This is a genomic window from Allobosea sp. LjRoot9 (genome assembly GCF_964252745.1).
Taxonomy (GTDB): Bacteria; Pseudomonadota; Alphaproteobacteria; order Rhizobiales; family Beijerinckiaceae; genus Allobosea.
The window spans coordinates 618,751-642,147 of the sequence record NZ_CAXUPC020000001.1 but is presented as its reverse complement, the minus strand read 5'-3'; the positions used below and the strand labels follow the sequence as shown (position 1 = coordinate 642,147).

General features: G+C 66.1%; 18 protein-coding genes. 9 read left to right on the top strand and 9 right to left on the bottom strand.

Going from position 1 to position 23,397, the window contains the following annotated elements; all coding sequences use genetic code 11:
- Positions 1–126: 126 nt before the first annotated feature.
- On the top strand, positions 127–597 hold the full coding sequence (locus tag ACSQ3P_RS03140) for a VOC family protein (protein ID WP_436165147.1): 471 nt from the start codon (positions 127–129) through the stop codon (positions 595–597).
- A 180-nt stretch (positions 598–777) separates the two neighbouring features.
- On the opposite strand, the gene ACSQ3P_RS03135 is transcribed toward ACSQ3P_RS03140, so the two are convergent.
- Positions 778–2,364, bottom strand: a complete 1,587-nt coding sequence (locus ACSQ3P_RS03135) for an ABC transporter substrate-binding protein (protein ID WP_436164185.1) — start codon at positions 2,362–2,364, stop codon at positions 778–780.
- Between the two features lie 363 nt (positions 2,365–2,727).
- Between ACSQ3P_RS03135 and motA the strand changes: the two genes are divergently transcribed.
- Both motA and ACSQ3P_RS03125 read left to right on the top strand, forming a co-directional pair.
- Complete coding sequence (motA, locus tag ACSQ3P_RS03130) at positions 2,728–3,585, top strand: flagellar motor stator protein MotA (protein WP_436164184.1); 858 nt, start codon at positions 2,728–2,730, stop codon at positions 3,583–3,585.
- Between the two features lie 28 nt (positions 3,586–3,613).
- Complete coding sequence (locus ACSQ3P_RS03125; RefSeq protein ID WP_436164183.1) at positions 3,614–4,483, top strand: flagellar motor protein MotB; 870 nt, start codon at positions 3,614–3,616, stop codon at positions 4,481–4,483.
- A 395-nt stretch (positions 4,484–4,878) separates the two neighbouring features.
- On the opposite strand, the gene ssb is transcribed toward ACSQ3P_RS03125, so the two are convergent.
- Both ssb and ACSQ3P_RS03115 read right to left on the bottom strand, forming a co-directional pair.
- Positions 4,879–5,415: a single-stranded DNA-binding protein gene (gene ssb, locus ACSQ3P_RS03120; protein WP_310150211.1), complete on the bottom strand. Its 537-nt coding sequence runs from the start codon at positions 5,413–5,415 to the stop codon at positions 4,879–4,881.
- Positions 5,416–5,582: 167 nt separating this feature from the next.
- Positions 5,583–7,064 carry an FAD-binding oxidoreductase gene (locus ACSQ3P_RS03115; protein WP_436164182.1) on the bottom strand — a complete coding sequence of 494 codons (1,482 nt, stop codon included), beginning with the start codon at positions 7,062–7,064 and terminating at the stop codon, positions 5,583–5,585.
- A gap of 143 nt (positions 7,065–7,207) precedes the next feature.
- On the opposite strand from ACSQ3P_RS03115, the gene ACSQ3P_RS03110 reads away from it, so the two are divergent.
- The 3 genes from ACSQ3P_RS03110 (at position 7,208) to ACSQ3P_RS03100 (ending at position 10,098) form a co-directional block, all read left to right on the top strand.
- A complete protein-coding gene (locus ACSQ3P_RS03110; protein ID WP_436164181.1) occupies positions 7,208–8,044 on the top strand; it encodes an isocitrate lyase/PEP mutase family protein in 837 nt (278 codons plus the stop codon).
- Between the two features lie 39 nt (positions 8,045–8,083).
- A complete protein-coding gene (locus ACSQ3P_RS03105) occupies positions 8,084–8,767 on the top strand; it encodes a GntR family transcriptional regulator (RefSeq protein ID WP_436165146.1) in 684 nt (227 codons plus the stop codon).
- A 191-nt stretch (positions 8,768–8,958) separates the two neighbouring features.
- Positions 8,959–10,098: an ABC transporter substrate-binding protein gene (locus tag ACSQ3P_RS03100; protein ID WP_436164180.1), complete on the top strand. Its 1,140-nt coding sequence runs from the start codon at positions 8,959–8,961 to the stop codon at positions 10,096–10,098.
- Between the two features lie 51 nt (positions 10,099–10,149).
- On the opposite strand, the gene ACSQ3P_RS03095 is transcribed toward ACSQ3P_RS03100, so the two are convergent.
- Positions 10,150–13,431 (bottom strand): autotransporter outer membrane beta-barrel domain-containing protein, encoded by a 3,282-nt coding sequence (locus ACSQ3P_RS03095; RefSeq protein WP_436164179.1) that lies wholly within the window; start codon positions 13,429–13,431, stop codon positions 10,150–10,152.
- A 521-nt stretch (positions 13,432–13,952) separates the two neighbouring features.
- Here ACSQ3P_RS03095 and ACSQ3P_RS03090 point away from each other — a divergent pair.
- On the top strand, positions 13,953–15,134 hold the full coding sequence (locus ACSQ3P_RS03090) for a pyridoxal-phosphate-dependent aminotransferase family protein (RefSeq protein ID WP_436164178.1): 1,182 nt from the start codon (positions 13,953–13,955) through the stop codon (positions 15,132–15,134).
- Between the two features lie 202 nt (positions 15,135–15,336).
- On the opposite strand, the gene ACSQ3P_RS03085 is transcribed toward ACSQ3P_RS03090, so the two are convergent.
- The 4 genes from ACSQ3P_RS03085 to ACSQ3P_RS03070 all read right to left on the bottom strand — a co-directional run bounded on the left by ACSQ3P_RS03085 (position 15,337) and on the right by ACSQ3P_RS03070 (position 19,609).
- Positions 15,337–16,257, bottom strand: coding sequence for an amidohydrolase family protein (locus tag ACSQ3P_RS03085; RefSeq protein ID WP_436165145.1), 921 nt, complete (start codon positions 16,255–16,257; stop codon positions 15,337–15,339).
- Complete coding sequence (locus ACSQ3P_RS03080) at positions 16,250–17,536, bottom strand: MFS transporter (protein WP_436164177.1); 1,287 nt, start codon at positions 17,534–17,536, stop codon at positions 16,250–16,252. The genes ACSQ3P_RS03085 and ACSQ3P_RS03080 overlap by 8 nt, the downstream gene beginning before the upstream one ends.
- A gap of 126 nt (positions 17,537–17,662) precedes the next feature.
- Positions 17,663–18,532: a helix-turn-helix domain-containing protein gene (locus tag ACSQ3P_RS03075; RefSeq protein WP_436164176.1), complete on the bottom strand. Its 870-nt coding sequence runs from the start codon at positions 18,530–18,532 to the stop codon at positions 17,663–17,665.
- 129 nt (positions 18,533–18,661) lie between these two features.
- Positions 18,662–19,609, bottom strand: coding sequence for a LysR family transcriptional regulator (locus ACSQ3P_RS03070; protein WP_436164175.1), 948 nt, complete (start codon positions 19,607–19,609; stop codon positions 18,662–18,664).
- Positions 19,610–20,072: 463 nt separating this feature from the next.
- On the opposite strand from ACSQ3P_RS03070, the gene ACSQ3P_RS03065 reads away from it, so the two are divergent.
- A complete protein-coding gene (locus tag ACSQ3P_RS03065) occupies positions 20,073–20,663 on the top strand; it encodes an N-acetyltransferase family protein (RefSeq protein WP_436164174.1) in 591 nt (196 codons plus the stop codon).
- Positions 20,660–21,844, top strand: a complete 1,185-nt coding sequence (locus ACSQ3P_RS03060; RefSeq protein ID WP_436164173.1) for an MFS transporter — start codon at positions 20,660–20,662, stop codon at positions 21,842–21,844. Before ACSQ3P_RS03065 ends, ACSQ3P_RS03060 begins: the two co-directional genes overlap by 4 nt.
- On the opposite strand, the gene ACSQ3P_RS03055 is transcribed toward ACSQ3P_RS03060, so the two are convergent.
- A complete protein-coding gene (locus tag ACSQ3P_RS03055) occupies positions 21,837–23,189 on the bottom strand; it encodes a methyl-accepting chemotaxis protein (RefSeq protein ID WP_436164172.1) in 1,353 nt (450 codons plus the stop codon). The two genes, ACSQ3P_RS03060 and ACSQ3P_RS03055, sit on opposite strands and share 8 nt — an antisense overlap.
- Between the last annotated feature and the right edge of the window lie 208 nt (positions 23,190–23,397).

The window sequence follows — 23,397 nt, the reverse complement described above, 5'->3', positions numbered from 1 at the left end:
CCTCACCGCATGGCGAGCTGCGATTGCGGGTTGACATGGCGCGCCGTCTCTACTTAACCATATGGTTAAGTAGAGACGGCGACAAACCCCGCCGCGACAGCCCCGATGGAGGACAACATGCCCAGCATCCAGAAGATCACGCCCTTCCTGTGGTTCGACAATCAGGCCGAGGAGGCGGTCGCCTTCTATCTTTCGGTCTTCAAGAACGCGAAGCCCGGCCCGGTGATGCGCTGCGGCGATGGGGGCCCCGGCCCCAAGGGCAGCGTGCTCTGCGCATCCTTCGAGCTCGAAGGCATGCAGTTCACCGCGCTGAACGGCGGGCCGCATTTCAAGTTCACCGAAGCGATCTCGCTCCTGATCCATTGCGGCTCGCAGGAGGAGGTCGATTATTTCTGGGAGAAGCTCGGCGAAGGCGGCCAGACCAGCCAATGCGGCTGGCTCAAGGACAGATACGGCCTGTCCTGGCAGGTTACGCCCGACCGGCTGCTGGAACTCAACATGGACCCCGACCCCGCTAGGGCCGGTCGGGTCATGCAGGCCATGATGCAGATGACCAAGATCGACATCGCCGCGCTGGAGCGCGCCGCGGCAGGGTGAGCGATCGTCACGTAAACTGGCGAAACGCGCCGTCATCCCGGACAAGCCGCGCAGCGGCGCCGATCCGGGATCCATCGTAGAGTTCCGGAGCCCTCCGATGGATCCCGGATCTCCGCTTCGCTACGTCCGGGATGACGGCGCGTTTTTTTCGGCGAGCCGTCCCCGGTCAGGTCTCTCCCCTCACACCCGCTTGACGTTCCAGAAGGTCGGGAAGCTCGCCAGCACGCCGGTCAGCGTCTTACGATAGGCCGTCGGCTGGAAATACTGGCCGAGCGGCGCATAGGGCACGTCCTCGAAGACCTGTTTCTGGATATCGGCCGCGATCGCCTTCTGCGCGGCGAGGTCTGGCGCCTCGATCCAGGCATCGCGCAGCGCCTCGATCTTGGGCGCCACCGGCCAGCCCGGCCAGGCATTGGCGCCATTGCCGCGCAGCGAGAGATGGCCGACGGGGTCGAACATGTCGAGCCCGGCCCAGCCGGTGAAGAAGCAGTTCCAGCCACCCTGCGCCGGCGGCTCCTTCTTGGCGCGCCGCGCGACGACGGTGCCCCAATCCATGGCCTGATAATCGACATTCATGCCGATGCGCAGCAGCATCTCGTTGGCGACTTCGCATTCGGCCTTGAGATTGGCGAGGTCGGTGACACCGAGCAGCACGACCTTTTCGCCATTATAGCCGGCCGCCGCCAGCGCCTGCTTGACTTTGCCGACATCGCGCGGGCCGTTGAGCACCTCCATGCCGGCATCGCTCGCCAATGGCGTGCCCGGCGGGAACACGCCGACGCCGGGGCGCCACAGGCTCTTATCGGGCCCGCCGACCGCCTCCATGAACTCGGACTGGTCGATCGCCAGCAGGATCGCGCGGCGGATCGCCGGATTGTCGAAGGGCGGATGCAGGTGGTTCATCCGCATGATCGCAACCGCGCCCGTGGTCTCCTTGATCACGACCTCGATCGCGGGATTCTTCGCCAGCATCGGCAGCAGATCGGGCAAGGGCTGCTCGACCCAGTCCATCTCGCCGCTCTGCAGCGCGGCCGCCGCCGTCGCGGGGTCGGGCAGAGTGTGCCATTCGACCCGGTCGAAATTCACGATCTTGGGTCCGGCGGTGCGGCCGGGCACACCACCGCTGCGCGGAACATAGCCGGCGAATTTCTCATAGACGGCGCGGCTGCCGGATTGGCGCTCGGCCGCGACGAAACGGAACGGGCCGCTGCCGACGACTTCGGTGACCTGGGTGAAGGCGTCCGTATTCGCCAGCCGCTCGGGCATGATCACCGGCATGAAGGCGGTCATCTTGGCGAGCGCATCGGGCAGGAGCGGGAACGGCTTCTTCAATCGGAACTGCAGCGTCCTGTCGTCGACGGCCGTGAGCTCGTCGGTCAAACCCAGCAGCGTCTGGCCGAAGGAATCGCGCTTGCCCCAGCGCTTCAGGCTCGCCACGCAGTCGCGGGCCAGCACGCGCGCGCCGTCATGAAAGACGAGGCCGTCGCGCAGCTTGATCGTCCAGACCTTGCCGTCGGCATCGGCGACCGCGCCCTCGGCCATCTGCGGCTGGGCCTTGTAGGTCTCGTCCTGCCCAAACAGCGTATCGTAGACCATGAAGGCGTGGTTGCGCGTCACCGTCGCCGTCGTCCAGATCGGATCGACCACGGCGAGATCGGCCTGCGGCACGAATTTCAGCACGCTCTTATCGGCCGCACGCCCGATATTCGGAGCGGGCAAGGCCAGCGCCGCGGCGCCAAGCTGAATAAACCTACGCCGTGTCGGCATGATCGACCTCCTCTCGCTGAACCGGAAGCGCAGCACAAGCGAGAGCCTATCCTGCAGCTGGAATCAGGCAAGCGGCATGCCAATGCGCGGCGGCCGCGCCGGGGAGAGACGATCAAAAAAACGGACGGCCCGGACCTCGTCCTGAACGCCGATCACCGGGATTGGGGGAGACTCATTGCTCGCCGATTTCTTCCCCTGGGCCTGCTCTGCCGCCCCAAGCCTCAAAGCCGTGGCCGGCGGAAGACGCTTACAAACCTGCGGCCTCATGGCTCTGAACTCGCCGTTAACCTTGATCGTTTATTTCGCCAGACCAGTAGTGGCTTCGCGCGGGCTGTATTTGCTGCGGCGCAAGGATGGCAAATCATGCGACTGATCGTCGGCGCAATCATCGTCTTCGTCTGCGTCTTCGGCAGCTACTCGGCTATGGGCGGCCACCTCGAGGTCCTTTGGCAGCCGTTCGAGTTTGTTATCATCCTCGGTGCAGCGATGGGCGCCTTCGTCATCGGCAACACCGGCCCGGTGCTCAAGGCCGTGCCCGCCATGCTCGGCACGCTCGTGAAGGGCCCCAAATACAAGCAGGAAAGCTATGTCGAACTGCTGGGGATGCAGTATTCCTTGTACAAGCTCGTGAGGCAGAAGGGCATGCTCGCGGTCGAGCAGCACATTGAAAATCCGAGCGAGTCGACGCTGTTCAACGCCTTCCCGACTTTTGCAGCGAACCATCATGCGGTCGAGTTCGTCTGCGACTACATGCGCATGTTGACGCAGGGCGCCAACAACGTCCACGAGATAGACGCTCTCATGGACGAGGAATTGGAGACGCACCACCAGGAGCAGGAGCGTATCGTTGCGGCCATGCAGTCGCTCGCCGACGGAACACCGGCGCTCGGCATCGTCGCCGCCGTGCTCGGCGTGATCAAGACGATGGGGGCGATCAAAGAGCCGCCGGAGGTGCTGGGACATCTGATCGGCGGCGCGCTCGTAGGCACCTTCTTCGGCGTCTTCGTCGCCTACGGCTTCTTCGGGCCCATGGCGCAGTCGCTTAGGAGCCTCTTCGAGGCGGAATCCAAATACTACCTTTCACTCAAGGCGGGTCTCCTCGCCCATATCGGCGGCCAGCCGCCGGTGATGGCGGTAGAATTTGCCCGCAAGGCTCTGTTCAGCGACGTCCGCCCGAGCTTCAGCGAAGTGGAAGCGGCAACCGCCGGTCTGCCCGCCTAGATCTGACCCAATCTCCAGCAGGGACTCGATGACCAACCCCACCCAGACGATTATCATCAAGAAGGTCAAGAAGGCCGCTCATGCGCACCATGGCGGGGCCTGGAAGATCGCCTATGCGGACTTCGTGACCGCCATGATGGCGTTCTTTCTGCTGATGTGGCTGATTAGCATGACGACGCAGGAGCAGAAGATCGGCCTGGCGGAGTACTTCGCGCCGACGGCTGTGAGTCCTAGCACCAGTGGCGCTGGCGGCATGCTGTGGGGCACCGCCCTAGACACGTCAGGCAGCAAGTCGTCGGCGCCTCGCGACGCGACGATGGGCCCCACCAAGGAGGACGGAACGCGTCGGGCCGACCCGGGCCGCACCAGCGACCGCGAGGTCAACCGCCCTACCACCAGCGTGCAGGACAACCAAAGCGCCATGACCAGCCTCCGGCAGGCGCTCCAGAACATGCCCGAAATTGCCGAGCTCTCGCGCAACATCATGATCGAGCCGACCAAGGACGGGGTGAACGTTTCCCTCATGGACCAGGACGGCCGCTCCATGTTCGCCGAGGGCTCGGTCCAGCCCCACGAGCGCACCCGTCGCGTGCTGGCGGCGATCGCGCCCACCCTGCGCCGGCTGCCCAACCGCCTGTCTGTCACCGGCCACACGGCCGCGGCGCGCCCAGGCTCGGAGCGGGGCGTCGATCCATGGAGCCTTACCGCCGGGCGTGCGCTCGCCGTGCGCGAGATCCTGTCGGTTGCCGGGCTCCCCCACGACCGCTTCACCTCCGTGGTGGGACGCGCCGACACCGAGCCGGTCTTCCCCGACAATCCCTACCTCTCGCCGAACCGACGGGTGGCGATCACGCTGCTCAATGAGGCGCCGGCGCTGCCCCCGAGCGCCTTTCGCTGACGGCGAAGCGCCTCGGCCGGTTCAGAGTCCGTTTGAGATTGAGCTCATTGGCTGACACGACGAGGCTGACCATTGCGACGTGGATCATGGCCTCGGAGACGTCGATGTGCTGCCCGAAGTCACGGCCCCGCCTATGCAAAACTCCCAACCGGCGAAGCAAACTTCAAGCGCGCCATGATCCCGCTGCGCGCCGTGAACCGGCTCTAGAGCGTTTTCGAGCGAAGTGGACACCGGTTCGCGTGAAGAAAACGCGTTAAAACAAGAATCTAGAGCATTTCCGCGTCTCGGAGAAACGCGGAAATGCTCTAACCGACAGACGTTGGCAGAAAAGCAAAAAGGCGTTGTAAAACAACGCCTTAATGCCTTGCTCCCTACATAGTCGTCATAGGTATTTGCTAGAACGGAATATCGTCGTCGAGATGGGTCGAGGATGAACGGCCGCCACCGCCGCCCGCCATGGCGGGCTGGCGCGGTGCAGTGCCGCCGCCCATCGGGCTCGACCGGCCAAAGGAGCTGCCGCCGCCCGAGCGATCCTCCATCGCGCCGCCGCCTTCGCCATATTCGTCCGAACCGCCCTGCCCCCGGCTGTCGAGGATGGTCAGTTCGCCACGGAAGCGCTGCAGCACGATCTCGGTGGTGTATTTCTCGACACCCGACTGATCCTGCCATTTGCGGGTCTGGAGCTGGCCCTCGATATAGATCTTCGAGCCCTTCTTCAGATATTGCTCGGCGACCTTGGCGAGGTTCTCGTTGAAGATCACCACCGAGTGCCACTCGGTGCGCTCCTTCTTCTCGCCCGACTGCTTGTCGCGCCAGGTTTCGGAGGTCGCGATCCGCAGATTGACCACGGGCTCGCCGCTGCCGAGACGCCGCACCTCGGGATCGCGCCCGAGATTGCCGACCAGAATGACCTTGTTGACGCTACCAGCCATGAGAGGCTCCATTTCCTGCGCACATCGAAACCGGCCATCGACCGGAGCCGGACCCTACCGATCCGTGACGCCACTATCAACGATGTTCTTGCTTTGTTCAAGCGCTTTCACTAGGGTTGTCCCCGGAATTCGTGACTCGATTTTGCCGGGGCCAGCAGCGGCCGCGATCAGCCCCGCGGCGCGGCCGGCAAAACCTTGCCGGGCAGGAGCTTGCCGGTCAGTGTCTTGCCGGGCAAGACCTTGCCAGGGTTGAGGATGCCGAGCGGGTCGAGCGCCTGCTTGATCGCGCGCATGACGTCGACCGCCTCGCCATGCTCGCGCTCCATGAACTGCGCCTTGCCATAGCCGATCCCGTGCTCGCCGGTGCAGGTGCCATCGCAGGCGATGGCGCGCTCGATCAGGCGCTCGTTCAAGCGCTTCGCCTCGGCCAGCTCGGCCGGTGAATTCGGGTCGATCACTAGGCCGAGATGGAAATTGCCGTCGCCGACATGGCCGACCGTGCCGATATAGAAACTCGCCGCCTCGATATCGGCTTGCGTCGCCGCAAGGCATGGCGCGAGCTGCGAGATCGGCACGCAGACATCGGTGCTCCAGATCCGGGCGTCGGGGCGCATCGCCTGCAGCGCGTAATGGATGTTGTGTCGGGCGCGCCAGAGCCGGCGCCGCTCTTCCGCGTCGGTCGCCCAGGCGAGATGCGTCGCGCCATGCTCGCCGACGATCCCCTCCACCGTCCTGGCCTGCTGCTCGACCTCGGCGGGGCTGCCATGCAGTTCGAAGAACAGGGTCGGCGTCTCCGCAAGCTCCAGCTTCGAATGCCGGTTCACCGCCGCGATCGCCCGCGCATCGGCCAGTTCCACCCGCGCCACCGGCACAGCGCACTGGATCACCGCCGTGACGGCCTCGACCGCGCCCGCCACCGTGGCGAAGGAGCAGACCAGCGCCGAGACCGCCTCGGGCAGCGGGTGCAGGCGCAGCGTCACCTCGGTGATGATCCCGAGCGTTCCCTCCGAGCCGACGAACAACCGGGTCAGATCGTAGCCGGCGGAGGATTTGCGCGCCCGCCCACCGGTCCTGATGATGCGCCCATCGGCCATCACCACGGTGAGCGTCACCACATTCTCGCGCATCGTGCCGTAGCGCACCGCATTGGTGCCCGAGGCGCGCGTCGCCGCCATGCCGCCCAGCGTGCATTCGGCTCCGGGATCGACCGGGAAGAACAGCCCGACATCGCGCAGCGCCGCATCGAGCTGCTGGCGGGTGACCCCGGCCTCGACCGTCGCGTCGAAATCCTCCGGCCGGATCGCCAGGATGCGCGTCATGCCGGAGAGATCGAGGCTCACCCCGCCCTGCAAGGCCGCGATATGGCCCTCCAACGAGGTGCCCGCGCCGAAGGCGATCACCGGGGTCTCGTGCTGCGCGCAAAGCCGCACGATCGCAGCCACTTCTTCAGTCGTCTGCGCCCTGCAGACAGCGTCGGGCGGGCGGCTGACATGGTAGGATTCGCCGCGGCCATGATGCTCGCGCTCGGCCAGCGAGGTCGAGAAGCGGGGGCCGAGCAGCGCGCGCAGCGCCTCCGCCAGCGCCGGGACGAGCCCGCCCGCCGCGGGAGCCGTATCGAGGGAGCGTGAGGCTGGCAGGACGGCTGTCACGGCGGCGTCTCCGATCGAAACGGGCTTGGGTCGAAACGGGCTCAGGACAGCGCGGTTGCGCGCCGCCCCGGCATCACCGAGGACTGGCATACAAGCCCGTCTCATGCAAGGTTCTGTATCTTGCATACAGGACGGAGATTGCCGTGAGCCCTCGCCATTCCCTCGCCGACAGGCTGCGCCAGCCCGGCCTCGTCGTCGCCCCCGGCTGCCATGATGCGATCGGCGCGCGAGCCATCGCGCAGGCCGGCTTCGAGGCGGTCTACATGACCGGCAACGGCCTCTCCGCCAGCCTGATCGGCGCGCCCGATATCGGCCTACTGACCATGACCGAGATGGTGGCGCGCGGCCGCGCCTTGGCTGCCGCCGTTTCGGTTCCGGTCATCGCCGATGCCGACACCGGCTATGGCAACCTCAACAACGTCGCCCGCACGGTCGCCGAATACGAGGCCGCCGGCGTCGCCGCGATCCATCTCGAGGACCAGGTCACGCCCAAGCGCTGCGGCGCCATGGCCGGCCTTGCCCTGGTCTCGCGCGAGGAGCACGCCGAAAAGATCCGCATCGCGGTCGCGACGCGGCGCGATCCCGATTTCCTGATCATCGGCCGCTCGGATGCGCGCCTGCCCTTGGGCCTCGACGAGGCGATCGCGCGCGGGAAGGCCTATGCGCAGGCCGGGGCCGATCTCGTCCTGCTGGAGATGCTGCAATCCGAAGACGAGATGCGCCAGGCCCTGCGCGAGATCGAAGCGCCCCTGATGTTCAACTATGTCGAGGGCCGCGTGCCTTCACTCACCGCCGAAGAATTCGGCCGCATCGGATTCAAGCTGCTCAGCTATCCCGTCTCGTCCACGCTCGCCTACGCCCATATGATGACGGCCTTCGCCCGCGAATTGAAGCGCAGCGGCACCACGCGCGGCCTGGAGGCCAATATGCTCGACCTGCCGAGCTATGAAGCCTTTCTCGGCCGCGAGCATTATGCCTGATACCGGCGTCGAATCGCGGAGGGCCGAAACGTGACGAGCATGAAGGCGATCAGGCGTTTCAAGGTCCAGCAGCCGAAATCGCTGGTCACCATCGTCGAGGAACGCCTGCGCAAGGCGATCATCGACGCCGAGATGCGCTTCGGCGAGGCGCTTTCGGAGGATGCGCTGAGCAGCGCGCTCGGCGTCAGCCGCACGCCGGTGCGCGAGGCGCTGGCCCGCCTCCAGCTCCAGGGCCTCGTCACCATCGTGCCGAAGAAGGGCACCTTCGTCTTTGCGCCGACGGCAGAGGACGTCGCCGAGCTTTGCACCTTCCGCTTCATGCTGGAAACCAACGCGCTGCGCGAATGCCTCGCGTCTGCGCGAGAGGCAACGCTGGACGGCATGGCGGGTGCGATCGCGGTGATGGATGCGGCCCAGGCCAGCGGCACGCGCCATGACTATGCCCGCGCCGATACCGGCTTCCACGAGGTCTTCTTCCTGCATTGCGGCAACCGCTATCTCGGCAATGCCTATCGCAGCGTCTCGGGCCGGGTCGCGGCGCTGCGCACGCATCTCTCGGTGCCGCTTGAAGGCGAGCAGGCCCGCTCGATGAGCGAGCATCGCCTGATGGTCGAGGCCTTCGCCAATGGCCGTATGGCGGATCTCGACGGCCTCCTGCGCCAGCACATCCTGCGCGCCCGGGACGCCTATGGCGATGTCCTGCGTCGCGCGAGCGCCGGCTGAGGGCACGCGGCCCCAGACACAGCGCCTCCCTGCAATCGCCCTGCCCCGTTCGGCAAGCGAGACGATCCGGGCTAGCCCAATCGCACCACCAACGACATCAACTGTACGCAAATCCATCTTGCATACAGTGTCCTACCGATTATGATCGCGACCAGAGCCATTCAAGGCCGCTGTGATCTCGGGAGGATCCAATGAAGTTCATGCTGAAGGCGGCCGCATTGGCGGCTGTGCTCGCCGCCGCGTCGCCGGCGCTCGCCCAGGACAAGGTCAAGCTCGTCACCATCGCCGAGCTCTCCGGCCCCGGCGCCACGGCCGGCGTCAACTGGAAGAGCGGGATCGAACTCGCCGTCGAGGAGATCAACGCCAAGGGCGGCATTCTCGGCCGCAAGATCGACTTCGTCGCCTACGACACCCAGACCAATCCGGCCAATGCGCGCGCCGCCGTGCAACGCGCCATCGACGAGGGCACCCATGCCGTGCTCGGCCCGGTCTATACCGGCTCGATCCTGGCCTCGATGCAGGTGGCGCAGCGCGCCGAGATCGCCCAACTCGCGGCCGGCGACGGCGCGGCCTACACCCAGCAGGGCAACCCCTTCATCTTCCGCACCTCGCTCAGCCAGACGGCGGCGATGCCCAAGATCGCGGCCTATCTCAAGGACGTGGTCAAGGTGAAGTCGGTCGCCGTGGTCTGGGTCAATAACGACTTCGGCAAGGGCGGCCATGACGCCATCGTCAAGGAGCTTGCGAGCCGCGACATCAAGGTCGCTGCCGACCTTTCGACCGAGCAAGGCCAGGCCGATTTCACCAATGACGCGATCAAGATCAAGAACGTCCAGGCCGACGCCGTCTTCGTCTATCTGAACGAGGAGGAGAGCGCCCGGCTGCTCGTCGCCCTGAACGACCAGAAGGTCGGCAAGCCGATCATCGGCGAGACCACGATCCTGAGCTCCAAGGTGATCGAGCTCGCCGGCAAGGCGGCCGAGGGCGTGCGCGGCCATGTCGGCCAGACGATCGACGCCCCCATCCCGGCCCTGCAGGAGTTCGGCAAGCGCTTCCAGGCACGCTTCAACTTCCTGCCCGACCATAACGGCATCAAGGGCTATATGGCGGTCCATGCCGTGAAATGGGCGACCGAGAAGCAGGGCAAGTTCGAGCCGACCAAGCTCGCCGCGACGCTGCACGGCGCCACCATCACGCCCGCCGAGGAGCCCGGCATCCTGATGGAGACCACTTTCGACAAAAATGGCGACGTCCAGCGCGAGAGCTTCCTCGCCGAAGTCGTCGATGGCCGCCAGAAGATCATCGGCCGCCTGCCGAAGATCAGCAACTGAGGCAGCACGGCCGGACCGGTCGCATGACCGGCCCGCCGAAGTTCCTAACGCTCAGAAAGCGTAGCGCAGCCTGAGCGAGCCGGCATAGCTGGTCGTGCTCGACGACAATTCGCTGTCGAGGCGCGCGCCCAGGCTCATCTGCGAGCTGAGCTTCACATCCGCGCCGACGCTCAGCAACGCCGCGTCGCGCGCGGGCTTTGCTCCCTCGGTGACGAAGCTCGCGCCGCTCAGGCCGACAAGGCTCGCCGAGAAGCCAGCATCGCGCACATAGTAATGCGCCCAGGCGGCCTTGGCGTAGAGATTGACCTGCGCGCCTGCCAGCATGGTGTCGATGCCGAGCTTCGCGCCCAGTTCGCTGCGCACCGTGCTGTTTGTGCGCCCGAGCGAGGTCACACCGAAGGCCGCCCCGGTGAAGCCGTTCGTCTCGGTGAAGCCCGGCGTCCTGACGCTCTGCGCCTGGATCGCGGCGATGGGCGACAGGGTGACGCCGGCGAAGCTCGCGGCGGCCCAAGCCGCTTCCAGCCGCCCGCTCCAGCTTTCCGCCCGGTACGAGCCCTTAACCGAATTGACGCCGAGCACCGGAACCGCCCGCTTGGTTTCGACCTGCAGGGACGAGTAGGCACCCGATGCCCCGAGGCTGAACGCCCCGAACCGGGTCATGCCGTAGAGACCGGCCTGATAGACGTCAGCGTTGGCCGAGCCCATGCCGTTGCCGAGCGTCGCATCCGACTGGCCGCCCGAGACGGCAATGCCCGCGATCGTGCCGGGCAGGATCGCGACATCGACGCCAACAGCGACATGCCCGTCGGAGGTCTTGTTGCGGGCCGAGCCCGCCACAGTGTCGCCGTCGAGACGGGCCGAGCCGCCAGCCACCGCGCCCCAGACGCGATAGGTCCTGGGCGCCTCGCTCAGGACAGGCCGCGGCCCCTTGCCGCTCGGCAGCTCGACTGCGCTGCGGCTGGCGGAGAAGGCCGCCGCGCCGAGCCCGGCCTCGGCGGCCGAGACCAGCGTGCCGTCGCGGCCATTGGCGAAGGGGTCGAGCATCATGCCCAGGAACTGGCCGGATGCCTGGACCGCCATGGCGTTGGCGCTGGTGTGGACCTCGCCCGACAACGAATTCAACGCCGCCGGAAGGGCGCCGGCCTGGGTGTTGTAGAGGTTGAAATAGGCCGACGGATCGGCCCCTCCAGCGACGGCCCGGTCGAAGGCCGCGGCGACGCCGAGCGCGTTGCGGCTGAGCGGCGTGCTGCCGACCACCGAGAGGATGGCGTTGGGATCGAGGCTCAGCAGCACATCCGTGCCGGTATAGGTCACGTTCGTCCGGATCGCCGGGCCGAAGGAGCCCTGCGTGTCCACCGTGGCAAAGCTGCCGGAGCGGCCACCCTGTGCCGAGATCAGCGTATAACTCGTCCTGAAGGCATAGGGGCCGGCCAGCGGCACGAGCCGCAGCGTACCGGCAAGCGCGGCGGTTCCGCTGACGTTGATGCGGTCGGCCGCCGCGCCCTGGATTTCCATCACCGTGGTCGAGCCCGCGCTCAGCGTCAGATTGCCATTGATCGTGATGGTGCCGATCGAGTTGCCGGGCGAGATCGTGCCGCCATTGGCGATGGTGACGCTCGGCAAGGTGGAGTTGCCGCCCAGAATGCCGCCCGCGCCGACGCTCAGGCCCGACGAGCCGCTGATCGTGCCGTTGACATGCACTTCGCCCGACTGGATCACCGTCGTCGCGAACCCGCTGATATTGCCGTTGATGGTGAAAACCCCACCCTGGCCCAGCGCGAAGTTCAGTGTGTTGCTGCCGCTGCCGGCCGTCAGATTGCCGGTGATGCTGCCGCCCTGGATGGTGACGCTGTTGTTGCCGTTGCCGAACAGCACCGCCGTACCGGTCGCGCTCGCGGCCGTGATCTTGCCTGAGCTGGTCAGGCTGTTGTTGCCGTCGCCGAACTGGATGGCGGGACCCGTGCCGCTCGCCGAGATCGTGCCGGTATTGACGACGGTGTTGTTGCCATTGCCGTTGAAGAACAGCGCCGGCTCCGAACCCGTCCCCGAGATCAGGCCGGAATTGGTGACCGAATTGGCGAAATTGCCGACGATCGTCACGCCCGAGCCGGCAAGGCCCTGGATCGTGCCGGCATTGTTGATCGTGATCGCGCCATAGGCCGAGCCATTGGCGCCGTCATCGATGAGGATGCCTCTGCTCGCGCCGGAGATCAGCGCGCCATAAGCGTTCTCGATCAGGCCCCCGCCCATCGCGATGCCTTCGGAGCCGTTGGTGCGGCCGCCGGAATCGACGCCGCCGGCGCCGATGCCCTGGATGATCCCGTAATTGCGGACCGTGCCGATCAGGTCGATGTCGACACCGTCGCCATCGCCGTTCACCGAGGCAGCGCCATCCGAGTTGAAGATGTTGCCGACCCCGGCATAGGCCCCGGTGATGGTGCCGTAATTCGTCACCGTGCCGGTGCCGTCCGAGCCGACGCCGGAACCATTGCGCCCGATGATCGTGCCGCCGGCCAGGTTGAACACCGTGATGTCGGTATCGGCGGTGATGCCGTGGCGCGCGCCCGAGATCAGCCCGGTCGCAGTGTTGGTGACCACGATGCCGGTGCGTGCGCCCGCATCGATGCCATCAGCCGTGCCGTTGGCGCCGCCGGAGGTGTTGGCCCCGAAGCTGCGGATGATCCCGGAATTGCTGATCGAGGTCGCCTGGCCCGGCCTGACCGCGTCATCGGTCAGGGATTCGATGATGCCGGTCGTGCGGTTGACGATGCTGATGCTGTTGCCCGAGGTCGCGGTGATCGCGCGCAAATCGAGCGCCTGCCCGAGCCCGGCATAGCCGGTCCCGCCTGCCTGGATCAGCCCGGCATTGTCGATCAGGATGGTGCTGCCGGTCACCGCCGTGTTGATGCGGAAGGCGTCGTTCTGGGTCGAGCGCAGGATCGCGCCCGCCTCGTTGGTGAAGGTGAGGTTGCGCGGCGTCAGGGTGCCGCCCGAGGAATCGAAGGCGCGCCCGGTGCCGGTCTGCTCGATGGTGCCCCGGTTCGTCAGGATCACACTGGGAGAGACGGTGTTGTTCCAGGTCACCGCCACGGTCGAGCCCGAGGTGCTCAGGGTGCCGCCGGCCTCGACGGTTCCGGTCTGCGTCCCGTTCAGTGTCTTGGCGGTGTTGTCGGTCGTTCCCGTGGTGACCGTGAAGGTCTGGGCTATTGCCGCCGGCACCTCGAACATCGCCAGCGCGGCCGCAACCAGAGCCGTGCTGCACAACAGCACGCGGCGACGCGATGTCAGGGAAACGCGCGCATCGCGGGCAGCACAGATCGCGGCAGAACTCATCGCAGAGGCTCCAGATCGAATTGAGAGAGCGGCTCTTCGGACGAGCAAACAGCGCGGCTCTTCGGGACGAACCTGATCGGAAATTCCGATAGGTCAGTCCGGTACAAGACCGAGCCCAGACATGAGTTTTATGACAAACAGACACAAACCGCTGCGAACCCCGGGCACGCTCATCTTGGGATAGCCAATTGTTACCCCCTGTTGCATTTGCAACACGCGGCAACAGCTGGTTCCCTTGCCTCCATGCATCCTCACCGGCTCACGAGCAGGGCGCAAAAACGTGGGACGATCCTGCTCTCGCGCTTTGATGAGAGCGGCGCCCCTGCCATCCCGGCATTCCAGCCCTGCGTGACGCGGCCAATTGCGCTGTTGCGCCCGTGCGCAATCCGGCTCTCATCACAAAAAGAGAGCAAATCGATGCAAAAAACCGGTTTCCCCTTTTTCGCATCCTGCTCTAAGGCCATCGCCAATCATCGGCCCTGCGCGCCAGGACCGCCGGGCAAGATATTGGGGATTTCGAGATGAGCGTCGCAAACGGCCGGGCTTTCCTGGCGACACCAGGCCCGACCAATATTCCCGACCGGGTTCTCCAGGCGATGATGCGCCCGGCCGAGGAGCTCAGCTCGGCCACGATCGTCAACCTCACCGAGTCGGTGCTCGACGACCTCAAGCAGATCTTCCGCACCACCGGCGAAACCTTCGTCTACACCGCCAACGGCCATGGCGGCTGGGAGGCGGCCCTGACCAATGTACTCTCGCGCGGCGACAAGGTGCTGGTGCTGGCGAGCGGGCGTTTCGCCGTCGGCTGGGGCGAGATGGCGCGCTTCATGGGCGCCGAGGTCGAGGTTCTCGCCGGGACCTGGCGCCGGGCGGTCGATCCCGCCGCCGTCGAGGAGCGTCTGCGGCAGGACATCCGGCATGAGATCAAGGCCGTGCTGATGGTCCAGATCGACACCGCCTCGGGCGTCGTCAACGACGTGCCCGCGGTGCGCAAGGCACTGGACGCCGCCGGCCACCCGGCCTTGTTCATGGTCGACGGCGTCGCTTCGGTCGGCTGCATGCCCTTCGAGATGGACGCCTGGGGCATCGACGTCGCGATGTCGGCCTCGCAGAAGGGGCTGATGTCCTCGCCCGGCCTCGCCTTCGTCGCCGCCAATGAAAAGGCGATGCAGGCCCATCGGAGCGCCACGATGAAGACGCTCTACTGGGACTGGTCGTCCCGCATGAACACGCTGGCCTATATGAAGCATTGCGGCACGGCCCCGGAGCATCTGCTCTTCGGCCAGCGCGCCGCGCTCGACATGATCCTGAGCGAGGGGCTGGAGGCGGTCTGGAAGCGCCATGAGCTGCTCGCCGGCGCGACCCATGCGGCGGTGTCGAAATGGATCGAGGGCCAGGCGCTGGCCTTCAACATCCCGGAGCCCGCGCAGCGCGCGCCCTCGGTGACGACGATCCTGACGCAAGGCGTCGAGGCCGCGACGATCACCGACCATGCCCGCGACATCTGCGGCGTGACGCTGGGTCTCGGCATCGGCGACCTGACCGGAAAAGCCTTCCGCATCGCCCATATGGGCCATGTCAACGCGCCGATGGTGCTGGGCGCGCTCGGCGCCGTCGAGATGACGCTGCAGGCCAAGGGCATCCCCCATGGCAGCGGCGGCGTTGCGGCGGCAGTGGCATTTCTGGCGGAAGGCGTGCGCTGAGCGGGGTCGTGCTCCCGTTGGAGCGGGCTCCATTCGCGTTGCCTCGTCATTGCGAGCACCCGGGTCTTGCCTTCGGCAAGCCCGAGTACAGGCTCCGCGAAGCAACCCGGGGGCCGTCGAACAAGCCTTCCTGGATTGGCTCATTGCTGACGCTACTCGCAATGACGATCAAGCCCTGAGGCAAACGATCTGGCCCGGCGATTCAGCCCCCAGCAGACCCGGCCGGAACGACGCCCTCAAAACCATAAAGCCTGTGCGCGTTGTCGACGAAGACGCGCTTACGCGCCGCCTCGTCAGGCACCCAATCGGCCAGCAGGTCGAGCAGGTCGCCGACATTCATCATCGCCTGCCAATGCGCGACATGGGGCCAGTCCGAGCCCCAGACGCAGCGCTCGGGCGCCGCCTCGTGCAGCAGCCGGGCGAAGGGAATGGTGTCCGCATAGGGCGGCCCCGCGACGGTGTTGCGATAGGCGCCGGAGAGCTTGACCCAACCGCCATCGCGCAGGAGCGAGAGCAGCGTCTGGAAGCCCGGATCGGCGAGGCCGCGCGAGACCGGGAAATGGCCCCAATGGTCGACCACGAAGGGAACCGGCAGGTTCCCCAGCTTTGGTGCGAGCGGGACGAGATCGCGCGCATCGATCAGGAATTGCAGATGCCAGCCCATCTCCCGGGCCAGCGCCGCATAGGCGTCGAGCTGCTCGAAGCCGATGCCGCCGCCATAGAGGATATTCAGCCTGAGGCCGACGATGCCGGCCTCCTTCAGCTCTGCAAGCTCCCGGTCGCGCAGGCCGAGCGGGATGACGGCGATGCCGCGCAGCCTGTCGCGATGGGCCTTCAGGGTCTCGACGGTCAATCGGTTGTCCGTGCCATGCACGCTGACCTGGACGAGCACGCCATGGCTCATGCCGGTGGCGTCGAGCATGGCAAGATAGCGTTCCACCGTCGCCTCCGGCGGGGTGTAGCTGCGGCTGTCCACGAAGGGATAGGCCGGCGGCAGGCCGATGACATGGGCGTGGCTGTCGACCGCGCCTGGCGGCACGCGATAACGCGTCGGCCCGTGCGGGCGCGGATCGGGGCCCGGACATGCCGGAGCCCGATCCTGATTGGAGCCCGCCTCACGCATCGGCATGGAGCACCTTGCCGCGGGTTTCGGGCAAGGCGTAGGCCGCCGCGAAGAACACCACATAGGCGATGACGGCAAAGATGCAGATCGCATTGGCGAGCGTCGTAGTCTGCGAGAGATAGCCGACAAGGAAGGGGAAGAGCGCACCCATGCCGCGTCCGAAATTATAGCAGAAGCCCTGGCCCGAGCCGCGCAGCCTTGTGGGATAGAGCTCGGTCAGGAACGCGCCCATGCCGGAGAAATAGCCGGAGGCGAAGAAGCCGAGCGGGAAGCCGAGCACCCACAGCACCTCGTTCGACAGCGGCAATTGCGTATAGGCTGCGACGACCGCGATCGCGCCGAGCGAGAAGACGAGGAAGAGGTTCCTGCGGCCGAATCTGTCGGCATACCAGGCCCCGACGAGATAACCGGCGAAGGAGCCGACGATCAGCGCCGCGAGATAACCGGTCGAGCTGACGATCGATAGCTTGCGCTCGGTCGTCAGGAAGCGCGGCACCCAGAAGGTGATGGCGTAATAGCCGCCCTGGCAGCCCATCGAGACGAGAGAGGCGAGAACCGTGACCTTCAGGATCGGGCCCTGGAAGATTTCAAGGATGGAGGGGCTCTCCCCCTTGGCCGCGACCTTGGCGCGCGTTTGCGCCGCAACCTCGGGCTCCTTCACATAGGCACGCAGATAGAGCACCAGCAGCGCCGGCAGCGCACCGATCGCGAACATCCAGCGCCAGGCCTGTTCGGGCGGCAGATAGGAGAACAGGGCAGCCTGCGCCAGCACGGCGAGCCCCCAGCCGACGGCCCAGCCCGATTGCACGGAACCCACGGCGCGGCCGCGATATTGCGCCCGGATGGTCTCGCCCATCAGCACGGCGCCTGCCGCCCATTCGCCGCCGAAGCCCAGGCCGAGCAAGGCGCGGCAGATCAGGAGCTGGTCGAAATTCTGCGCGAAGGCGCAAAGCAGCGAGAAGAACGAGAACCAGATGATCGTGAGCTGGAGCGTCCGCACCCGGCCGATCCTGTCGGCGAGATAGCCCGCGCCCCAGCCGCCGAGCGCCGAGGCCAGCAAGGTCACCGTGCCGGCGAGCCCCGCAGTCCCGGGATCGACCTTCCAGAGCTGGATGATCGTGCCGATCACCAGCGGGTAGATCATGAAATCCATGCCATCGAGGGCCCAGCCGGTGGCGCAGGCCCAGAAGGTGCGCTTCTCCGGGACGGTCATGTCCTTGTAGAAGCCGGTCAGGCTCGTATCCTCGATCGGAGCGATCGTTGCTGGTGTCGTCGACATTCCTGCCTCCCTGGCCTCGCCTTCGGTCGGGCGAGCGCTGAAGCGGCACGATGTTGCGATGCCACCGGGAATGTCTGCCGGAAAACAGGCGCGGGGCGCGCGGAAACCGGCGTTTCTGTCAGAAAATCACTCTTCGCCGCGCTTGAGGCGCCGAAAGCGCGCCGGGCTCAAGCCGGTGATCGTCCGGAACGCCGTCCCGAGATGGGATTGCGAGGAGAAGCCGACGGCGAGCGCGATCTCGGCGATCGTCATCCCGGAATCGCAGAGAAGGTCTCCGGCCGCCTCGACCCGTTGCTCGACGACGAAACGATGCGGCGTCTGGCCGGTGGAGCGCTTGAAGCTGCGGATGAAGGCGGAGGGGCTGAGACCCGACAGCTTCGCCATGTCGGAGAGCGTGATGTCCCGCCCCGGATCGGCGCGGACGAAATCCGCGATCCGCGCGCGCATGCCGGCGTCGAGATCGCGGGGGTGCTCGCCTGATGCGCTGCTCGGGGCGGCGTAGCGATCCGACAGATGCAGCGCCAGCGTATAGGCGAGCTGCTCGGCCAGAAGTGATTGGCCGGAATGGGCGGCCTCACTGGCCTCGACCAGCCGCTGCGCGGCTAGGGACAGAAACGGGTCGTCGACGTCCCAGGCCTTGTCCATCAATTCGATCGGCGTCGACCTGCCCTGGCCCGCCCCGACATCCCGGAGCAAAGCATCGCCCAGATAAAGCAGCAGCAGCTTTCCGGATGGGACATCGGGAACCGCATCGACGAAGACCTTCCGTCCCGGCTGGCCGATGCGGAACCGCCCGGCCGCGACGCGGCCGTCGCGACGGACCCGGCCGTCTTCGATCAGCACATGACGGCGCACGTCATAGAGGGTGATCGCGACGGTCGCGACGGGCAGCTCGCCATAGTCGTAGAGATGCGGGCCGGTAACCTCACTCAGCGCCGCGGCAAACCCCGTCTTCGACCACAGGTCGACGAGTGCCGACTGCCTGCGGCCGGTCACGAACTCCGCGTGCCGAACTGGATCTAGCCTCATGGGAAACAAACCGGATTCAGACAATCGACGACTTTCCGCACACAAGCGCCGCAACCGCAAGAGAGCGCTGCGAAGACCGCCGCGGCGCCCCCGCTTCTACAGCTTTTCCCCCGAACGGGCGCTCCCATCCCCTGCGAGGCCATCCTCCACGCCTTGAGCCCCCTCCGACAGCGCCTTCAGCGCCTTGACCGTCTCCCTGAGGCCGCGATGCAAGAGCTTGTCGCGGCGGATCACCACCGCAAGCGTGCGATGCAGTCGCGGCGAGAGCGGGCGGATCACAAAACTGTCTCGGTTCCTGTCTTTGCTCACGGCCATGCCCGGCAGCACGGCGCAGCCGAGCCCCGCGCCGACCATCTCCTTGATCGCCTCGACGCTGCCCAGCGACATCACCGGTTTCAGGCTCACGCCGCCGCGCGCGAACCATTCATCGGCGATCCGCCTCGTATTGCCGCCGGGCTCGTAGAGCAGCACCGGCAGGCCAGACAGCCCTGCCGCGGTGACGCGCGCGGGCAAGCGCATCTCGAGCGGCGCGATCACGACGAATTCGTCCTCCAGCACCGGCGTGATCTCGAGGATGCGACCGGAGACCGGCAGCGAGACTAGGCCGACATCGAGCAGGTTCTCGTCGATCGCCTTGACCATATCCGAGGTGTTGCCGGTGCTGACCGTGATCTCGAGCGTCGGAAAACGCCGGCGCAATTCGCGCAGGATCGGCGGCAGCAGGAAGGTGCAGGCGGTCGCGCCGGTGCCGAGCCGCACCCGCCCCATCGCCCCTGTGGCGTGCCGGGCCATGCCGTCGAGCGCAGCCGACACCACGGCCTCGATCTGGCCGGCATGGCCGAGCAACTCTACGCCGGCCACGGTGGGCCGCGCCCGCCTTCCAACGCGCTCGATCAGCACCACGCCGAGGCGCCGTTCGAGCTGGCGGATCTGCAGGCTCACCGCCGGCTGGCTCAGATTCAGCTTTTCGGCGGCGGCGGTGAAACTGCCGAGCGCGATGACGTCACAGAAGGTCTGAAGCTGGTCGAGATTGAAGTCGCGCATGGCCAAGAACGTCCTTTGCCCAAGAACGCTTCTTACCAAAGAATTTCTCATGCTTTGCATAATTGGCAAAAGCTTCTTTTATCGGACGCGCTCCGGCAATGTCATCCGGCCGCTCGGAGACGAACCGGGCTCGTTCAGGCCGCTATCCCATGCCGACAGATGCTGACAGACTTGCCCATGCCGACAGACTTGCTCGCGATCGGACGCATCCTGCGCGAGTTCGGCCACCACCTCGCCAGCTCGCCGCTGTCGCGCCATCACGAGGTGCTGGCGCTGTATGAGCTGGATGATCGTTTGCTAGAGCGTTTTCAAGCGAAGTGGACACCGGTTCGCGTGAAGAAAACGCGTCAAAATAGAAATCCTGGCCGATCTCGGCATCTCGCGTCTCGAAGCCGAGCATGGCAGGCCCCTGACGCCATCCCTTACCCCACAAGATCGGCCGCGCCCGGCCGGAGGAAAATCCGTGAGAAACCTGGAATTGCATGAAGCCGAGGCCAGCCGGCCGGCGATCCTCGTTCGGGATGCGGTCGAGGCCGATATGGCCGCCGTGCAGGCGATCTACGCCCATCACGTCCTGCACGGGCTGGCGAGCTTCGAGGAGACACCGCCCGGCATCGACGAATTACTGGCGCGCCGCGCCGCCGTGCTGGAGCTTGGCCTGCCCTATCTCGTCGCCGAGCTCGACGGCAAGGTCGCCGGCTATTGCTACGCCACGGCCTATCGCCCGCGGGCGGCCTATCGGCACACCATCGAGGATTCCGTCTATGTCACTGAGGGGCTCAGCGGGCACGGTATCGGCACGGCGCTGCTCGCAGCCTTGATCGCCCGCTGCGATGCCGGCCCCTGGCGGCAGATGCTCGCCAATATCGGCAATAGCAGCAATGCTGGTTCGATCGCGCTGCACCGGCGCTTCGGATTCGAGCCTGCCGGCACCTTGCGCTCCGTCGGCTTCAAACTCGGTCAGTGGGTCGATACCATCCTGATGCAGCGCCCCCTGGCCACCGGCGACAGCACGCTTCCTCCAGTCGGCTTCAGCTCAGAACCCAGCTCTTGATCCCGCGCCGGACCACCCTTTGCCTTGGCTTGTCGCAGCTCGTCTCCTGGGGCATCTCCTATTACCTGATCGGCAGCTTCGGCGAATTGATCGCCAATGATCTCGGCTGGTCGGGCGCTGTCGTCTATGGCGGCTTCTCCGCCGCGCTGCTGGTGATGGGCCTGACCTCGCCCATCGTCGGACGCCTGGTCGACCGTCATGGCGGCCTGCCCGTGATGACGGCGGGCGCGCTGCTCAACGCGGCCGGCTGCGCCGGGCTCGCTCTCGCCGAGACGGTGCCGGCCTATTACGCCGCCTGGATCTGCCTCGGCCTGGCGATGCGCCTGACGCTCTATGACGCCGCCTTCGCGGCGCTGGCCCGGATCGGCGGGCCGCAGGCGCGCGGGCCGATCGCGCAGATCACGCTGCTCGGCGGGCTCGCCTCCACCCTGTTCTGGCCCCTCGGGGCCGAGCTCGCCGCGCATTTCGGCTGGCGTGGCGCGCTCCTGGTCTATGCCGGCATCGCGCTGCTCTCCGCACCGCTCCATCTGGCGATCCCGAACCGCCGCTACCAGAGCCCAGCCCCGCGCGGCACCACGACCGAGCAGCGCCCGCTCGCCACCAGCCCGCGTGACATCGCGATCGCCGGCATGCTTTATGCGGCGATCGCGACGCTGGCCAATTTCCTCAATGCCGGCATGTCCGCCCATATGATCGGCATCCTGGCCGGGCTGGGCCTCGCCGCCTCGGTCTCGGTCTGGATCGCCACGCTGCGCGGCGTCGGCCAGTCGCTGGCGCGCCTCGGCGAGGTTCTGTTCGGCCGACGGATCGAGCCGCTGACCCTCAATCTCATGGCCTGTGCGCTGCTGCCGTTCTGCTTCGTCGCGGGCCTCGCCAGCGGGCACTCCAGCATCGCGGCCTTCGCCTTCGCGTTCTGCTACGGCGCCGGCAACGGCATCCTGACGATCACCCGCGGCACCTTGCCCTTGCTGCTCTTCGACCACCGCAGCTATGGCAGCGTCGTCGGCAGGCTGCTCGCGCCGAGCTTCTTCCTCTCCGCCACCGCGCCGGTCGTCTACGCCTCCGTCATCCGGCATTTCGGCGAGACGGGAGCGCTCTATCTGTCGATCGCCATCGCCGTCCTCATGCTGATCGCGGCGGCTCTGCTCAGGCTGCGTTTCCGGCCGCCGCAGGCTAGGTGACAGCCAGCCAGCCGACGAAATCGCCGATATCGCTGTCGAGCTCCACAGAGGTCGACCTGAGTTGCTTGGCCAGGTCGCGCGCCTGTCCGGTCGTCTCATGCAGGATGCCGACCGCATTTTTGACAATGCCGGCGCTCGTCATGGTTCCTTCCGCGATCGTCGAGACCTCCGCAGCATCGCCATAAATCAGCGCTGTGGCAGCGCTCTGCTTTGAAGCCAGTTCCGAGATCGACCGCATCTCCGTTTCCATCTCGCGAATTGTCGCGGAGATCGATTTCACCTCGAGGATGGAGCCGTTTGCGATCGCCTGCAGTGCGCTGATCTGTGCGGAGATATCCCTGGTCGCCAATTCCGTCTGGCCGGCCAGGGCCTTCACTTCGCCGGCGATCACGGCAAAGCCGCGGCCTGCCGGCCCCGCCCGCGCGGCCTCGATGGCGGCATTGAGCGCCAGGAGATTGGTTTGCGCCGCGATGGCCGCGATCAGGCCGACGACGGAGCCGATCTGGTTTGCACCCGCGCCAAGGCTTTCGACATTGGCGGAGAGCCTGAGCGCATCCGCGACGCCACGGACGGCAATGTCCCGGTTCCGCTCCATCGTGCTGCCGATCTCCGCAGCGGCCATCGAGAGCTCTTCCGTCGCCGAGGCGGTCACGGCTGCGCTTTCCCGGGTTCGGCGCGCCGCCGAGCTGACCTCGGCGGTTTCATGGGCCGCAGCCTCGCTCATCTGCGAGGCGCGATCGGCGCTTTTGAGAAAACGGTCGGATGAATCGTAGACGGCCTGATTCAGCTCGCGCATTTTCGTCTGGAAATCGGCGGCGCCCTCGGCGAGGCGTATTTGTCGCGCGGCGCCATCATCCGAGAGCTTCTGCTGCTCCAGGGCGATGGTCGTATTGATATCCAGCGTGAAGACCCGCCCGACGATCTCCATGTCGCGCGCCATTCCTGCCGGCGAGAAACGGTTTTCTCGGGCCAGCGCCAGCGCGATCGGCTCGAGCAGACGCATCGCGATCGACAGGCGCGAGCGGGCGCCGAGCGACGATTCAATCTCGATATTGCGGAACCTGACGACTGACGCGACGTATTCCTCGTCGAAATTCGCAGCGAACAACACGCTGAAATGGCTCGAAGCACAGGCAACCATTTCGTCCATTCTGGTCGAAATATCCGGCACCTTGTCGGCATGCACGGCCAGAGCCCGTGCGTAATCGAGGTAACACAGCCTCTCGATATTCTTCTCGACAACCGGTTTCAGCCGCCGGAGGAGCGACCGTGTCTTGCTATCGAGCGCAAACATCGGCAGACGTTTGCCGATCTCATGCCTGACGATTTCGATGAGGGCTGTCACAGGACGGCCAGACGGTTGGATACTGAGGCAGAGACTACGCGGCAATTTCGTTAACGGCTCGTTACGGATCGCGCCGATGGCAAAGTCGATCGCCCGAACCCTCAGTCATGCAGTGGCCGGCCAGGTCGCGGCGGGATGACTCGGCACTGCTGACAGGAGCTGTCAGTGGAAGCCGCTCCTGTCGGCCACACTGCGTGATAGACATACC